The organism is Rhizobacter sp. P1_G5 (assembly GCF_056405435.1).
The window spans coordinates 1-4,817 of the sequence record NZ_JBFUCB010000476.1; the positions used below are offsets into that span (position 1 = coordinate 1).

The following is a 4,817-nucleotide window of genomic DNA, read 5'->3' on the forward strand; positions in this document are numbered from 1 at the left end:
GCGATGTTCGGCCCCGCGGTCGCCGACCAGCCGTCCATCACACGTTGACCCGGCGCAAGCCGTCCGTCCGCCGGGCGGCTTGCGGCATCATCGCCACATGCTCCAGCAAGATCGTCATCAGCGCATCCGGGCCCTGCTCGCCGGCGACGGGCAGGCCAGCACCGAGCGCATCGCCAATGAACTGGGGGTGTCGCGCGAGACGGTGCGGCGCGACGTGCTCGCGCTGGAAGCCGCCGGGCAGCTGCGCCGCGTGTTCGGCGGCGTCCTGGCCTGCGACACCGAGGCCGAGCCGCCGCTCGCGCAGCGCAACAAGATCCATGCGCTGGACAAGCGCGCGATCGTGCGCGCTGCGGCACGCCTGCCGCAGCCGGGCCAGTCCTTGTTCATCGATGCCGGCAGCACCGTGTCGATGCTGGCGCAGGAGCTGGCCTCGCTGCGCGACTTCACGGTGATCACCAACTCGTTCGACGTGGCATTGAAGCTCGCCAGCCCGACGCTGGACGGCGGCTCACCCCGGCACCAGGTGCATGTGCTCGGCGGACGGCCGCGGCCGGAACTGGCCGCGAACTACGGCGACGCCACCGTGGCCGAGGTGATGCGCTGGCGGGTCGACTGGGCCCTGCTCTCGCCCGTCGGCGTGGAGGCGCGCATGGGCGCCAGCAGCTTCGATCCGTCGGAGGCGGAGCTGGCGCGCGCGATGGTGCGCCAGGCCCGGCGCACCGTGCTGCTGGCCGACCACAGCAAGATCGGCGTGTGCGCCCGGGTCGCGTTCTGCGGCATCGAGCAGGTCCACCAGCTGATCACCAACAAGCGGGCCCGGGAATCGGCGGCGCTGCACGCGCTGGCCGACGCGGGCTGCGAGTTGACGCTGGTGTGACGGGTGTGATCGAGGCGGGCAACCCGCGCTCGATCAGATCGAGAACCCCAGCAGCATCGCGACGCCGGCTTCCTTGTTCGGCCGCACGAAGCTGTCGCGCGTCAGGCGGCTCATCTTGATCGTCAGCGCATCGGTCAGGAACCACTTGGTGTACAGCGCGTTGATCTCGCCGCTCACGTAGAGCTGCGCCAGGCTGCGGTCGACCGACGCGAGCAGCGCGGTGTCGCCCTTGCGCACCATCACCGCGTACGGCTCGACCGACAGTGCCAGGTTGCTGACCTGGAAGGTGTCGAGCGCCTTGTCGTTGGAGGCCAGGCCGAGCAGCAGCGAATCATCCTGCGGGAAGGCGCGCACGCGGCCTTCCTTCAGCGCCTTGTAGGCTTCGCCGTTGCTCGCGAAGGTGGTCAGCTGCGCATGCAGCTCGCCGTTGGCCAGCTGGTTGAAGAGCTTCTCCGAGGTCGTGCCCTTGCTGAGCGCCACCGGCAGGCCGTTCAGGTCCTTCACCGACTCGACCTGCAGGTTCTTCGGCGTCAGCAGGCGCATCGAGGCGACGAAGAAGGTGTAGCTGAAGGCGACCTTCTCCTGGCGTGCGCGGGTGTTGGTGGTCGAGCCGCATTCCATGTCGATCTCGCCGCTCAGCAGCTTCGGGATCCGCTCCGGTCCGCTGACGACCTTGTATTGCACCTTCAGGTCGGGCAGCTTCAGCTCGCGCTTGATGCCTTCGACCGCATTCAGGCACAGGTCGACTGAGTAGCCGACCGGTTGCTTCTGTTCATTCAGGAACGAGAACGGTCGCGCGGCCTCGCGCACGCCGAGCACCACGACCTTGGTCTCGCGGATGCGGGCCATCGTGTCGGCGGGGGCCTGTGCCTGCGCCTGGGCGAATGCCGCACCGCTGGCACCGGCCAGCAGCAGCAGGCCCGTCACGTGGCGCACGACGTGGCGCATCACGCCGTGAAAAGGGGAGAACATCTTGGAAGCTCCGACCAAAAAGGGTCGAATTATAGGGTTTACCCTATTCGCATTTCCGTGACGGAGGTCGCACTGGACGGGGACCTCTATCCCCTTGTTTCGGGGGAGTTTTGCTTGACGGACCTCAAATGGGCAGGCTAGGTGGGCGGCCCTTCAGCAACGGCAAACCGCGGTAACGCCCTTCGAAGTAGCGCTTCTCGACATCCTCGCTCTCCCGGCCCTCGAAGTCGTGTACCGATCGAAGCTGGGTCGCGCCGTTGGCATCGCGCTCGACGATCCAGATCTGGTCGCGGCGCAGCAGCTTCGTGCCCATCAGGTGGGTGTCGTGCGTCGTGAAGACCAACTGGGAGGGATCTTCGCTGTCCAGATGCTTGTCGATCAGCGCAGCGACGATCTTCGGGTGCAGGCTGCTGTCGAATTGATCGACGGCAAGTACTGCACGGCTGCCGTATCCCTTGATCGACCACGGAACAAAGAATCCGATCAGATTCCTGGTCCCTTCTGACTGATCGTCGGGATCGACGGATCCGGCCTGGAACGCAGACACCGGAACATCCAGGTCTCGCAAGAATGCGGCGAGCTCCTGCGCAAGGCTCGGGAGTCCTTTCGCCGCCAGTTCCTGAGCAGAGACCGCGTACCTCTGCATGCCGCGCAGCACCACTTCGACACTCTGGCTCAGCCAGGTGAATGGACGCCGCAGTTGCTTCATCTCCGCGTTGCTGTTCGCGACAGCCTGCGAGATGAACAACAGGTTCGGTGGCGTCAATTTCCGCCATGCCTGATGCAGGTCACCCCCGCCTTCGAGTTCAGGGCCAAAGGCATAGCCCTCGGTCTCGTCAGCGTAGCGCCGCTCGTACAACAGGGTCTCGTTCCCTTGCGGAAAGGCCGCCAGTCGCTCGTGCACGAGCCTTGAGCGTGTCGCTGCCAGCTCGAACTGGTATCGAACTCCATCCTGGATGAAATGGACCTCGAATGAACTCGGCGCCTGCGCCAATGCCGGATCGAGCGCGAACGGGGTCACTGGCAGCGCAGGGGCCAGTGCACTCGACGACAGATTCGCGATCAAACCGATCACCGACAGCGCCTGCAAAAGGTTGCTCTTCCCCGCTGCATTCGGCCCATACACCGCACACACCTTCAGCAAGTCGGGAAACTTCTCGCCACTGAGCGGCGCCTTGAAGGTGTTCCTGCCCTTGCGCAGCCGCGGCGCGGCCACCATCGACAGCGTCTGCCGCTCCCGGAACGACCGGAAATTGGCCACGGAGAACTCAATGAGCATGGCGGATGCAACAGGTCAGGACCGGGCAAGTGTCTCACCCGGCAATACCACGGGTGCATCGCCGACAATCCCCCGAATGTCCACCGAAGATTTCCGCGTCCTGGCCGTGATCCCGCCGATGACGCAGCTCAACACGCCGTACCCGTCCACGGCCTATCTCACGGGCTTCCTGCGCTCGCGTGGCATCACGGCCGTGCAGGAGGACCTGGCGCTCGCGCTGGTGCTCGACCTGCTGTCCCCCACCGGCCTCGACCAGGTCCGCGACCGCGCGCAGGCACAACCCGAGGCGCAGCGCTCCGCGCCGGTCACCGTCTTCCTCGACGCCTTCGACCGCTACCGCTCCACCATCGCCCCCACCATCCGCTTCCTGCAAGGGCGCGACTCCACCCTCGCGCACCGCATCGTCGGCCGCGACTGGCTGCCCGAGGGCACGCGCTTCCGCTCGCTCGACGTCTACGTCGACGACGAGGGCGGCGACCCGCTCGCCTGGGCCTTCGGCGCGCTCGGCCTGCAGGACCGCGCCCGTCACCTCGCGACGCTCTACCTGAACGACCTGGCCGACGTGCTGCGCGACGCCATCGACGGCCGCTTCGAGTTCGTGCGCTATGCCGAGCAGCTGGCCGCGAGCCAGGCCGATTTCGATCCGCTGGCCAGCGCGCTGTCGGCCGCGCCGAACCTGGTCGACGAGCGCCTCGCCGCACTCGCACTGGCCGCGGTCGAGCGCCACCGCCCCCACCTGCTGCTGCTGTCGGTGCCCTTCCCCGGCTCGATGTACGCCGCGCTGCGCATCGCGCAGGCCGTGAAGGCGGCGCACCCGCAGATCGCCATCGCGCTCGGCGGCGGCTTCGTCAACACCGAGCTGCGCGAGCTGTCGGAGCCGCGCGTGTTCGACTTCGTCGACGTGGTGACGCTCGATGCCGGCGAACGCCCGCTGCTCGCGCTGATCGACCACCTGCAGGGCAAGCGCTCGCAGCAGCGGCTGGTGCGCAGCTTCGTGCGCGAGGCCGAATCGGGCGCAGTCCGCTACATCAACGGCTTCGCCGAGCCCGACATCCCGTTCGACCAGGTCGGCACGCCCACCTGGGACGGCCTGCCGCTGGACCGCTACCTGTCGCTGCTCGACATGCTGAACCCGATGAACCGGCTGTGGAGCGACGGCCGCTGGAACAAGCTGACGGTGGCGCACGGCTGCTACTGGAAGAAGTGCAGCTTCTGCGACGTGAGCCTCGATTACATCGCCCGCTTCGAGCAGGCCTCGTCGACGACGCTGGTCGACCGCATCGAGGCCATCGTGCAGGAGACCGGGCAGACCGGCTTCCATTTCGTCGACGAGGCCGCGCCGCCGAAGGCGCTGCGCGCGCTGGCCGCCGAGCTGCAGCGCCGCAAGGTCGAGATCACCTGGTGGGGCAACGTGCGCTTCGAGAAGACCTTCGACCGCGAGCTGTGCGAAGAGCTCGCCGCCAGCGGCTGCATCGCGATCTCGGGCGGGCTCGAGGTGGCCTCCGACCGCTTGCTGAAGCTGATGAAGAAAGGCGTGTCGGTCGAGCAGGTGGCGCGCGTCACGCAGGCCTTCTCGGAGGCCGGCATCCTGGTGCACGCGTACCTGATGTACGGCTTCCCGACGCAGAACGAGCAGGACACGGTGGACGCGCTCGAGTACGTGCGTCAGCTGTTCGAGGCAGGCTGCAT

4 protein-coding genes are annotated in these 4,817 nt (G+C 67.1%); 2 read left to right on the top strand and 2 right to left on the bottom strand.

Annotated features, from left to right (window positions below; genetic code table 11):
* The first annotated feature begins 97 nt into the window (after positions 1 to 97).
* On the top strand, positions 98 to 877 hold the full coding sequence (locus AC1D12_RS24900) for a DeoR/GlpR family DNA-binding transcription regulator (protein ID WP_477843547.1): 780 nt from the start codon (positions 98 to 100) through the stop codon (positions 875 to 877).
* Between the two features lie 33 nt (positions 878 to 910).
* Here AC1D12_RS24900 and AC1D12_RS24905 read toward each other — a convergent pair whose 3' ends face one another.
* Positions 911 to 1,849, bottom strand: a complete 939-nt coding sequence (locus AC1D12_RS24905; protein ID WP_477843549.1) for an amino acid ABC transporter substrate-binding protein — start codon at positions 1,847 to 1,849, stop codon at positions 911 to 913.
* 124 nt (positions 1,850 to 1,973) lie between these two features.
* Entirely contained in the window at positions 1,974 to 3,128 is a 1,155-nt protein-coding gene (locus AC1D12_RS24910) for an AAA family ATPase (protein ID WP_477843551.1), read from the bottom strand.
* A gap of 76 nt (positions 3,129 to 3,204) precedes the next feature.
* On the opposite strand from AC1D12_RS24910, the gene AC1D12_RS24915 reads away from it, so the two are divergent.
* Positions 3,205 to 4,817 (top strand): B12-binding domain-containing radical SAM protein (locus tag AC1D12_RS24915; RefSeq protein WP_477843552.1); only part of this gene is annotated, 1,613 nt, incomplete at its 3' end.

Bases quoted from the DNA above. Each gene is read 5' to 3' on its own strand.
- AC1D12_RS24900 (WP_477843547.1), top strand. From the start codon at position 98: ATGCTCCAGCAAGATCGTCATCAGCGCATCCGGGCCCTGCTCGCCGGC.
- AC1D12_RS24905 (WP_477843549.1), bottom strand. From the start codon at position 1,849: ATGTTCTCCCCTTTTCACGGCGTGATGCGCCACGTCGTGCGCCACGTG.
- AC1D12_RS24910 (WP_477843551.1), bottom strand. From the start codon at position 3,128: ATGCTCATTGAGTTCTCCGTGGCCAATTTCCGGTCGTTCCGGGAGCGG.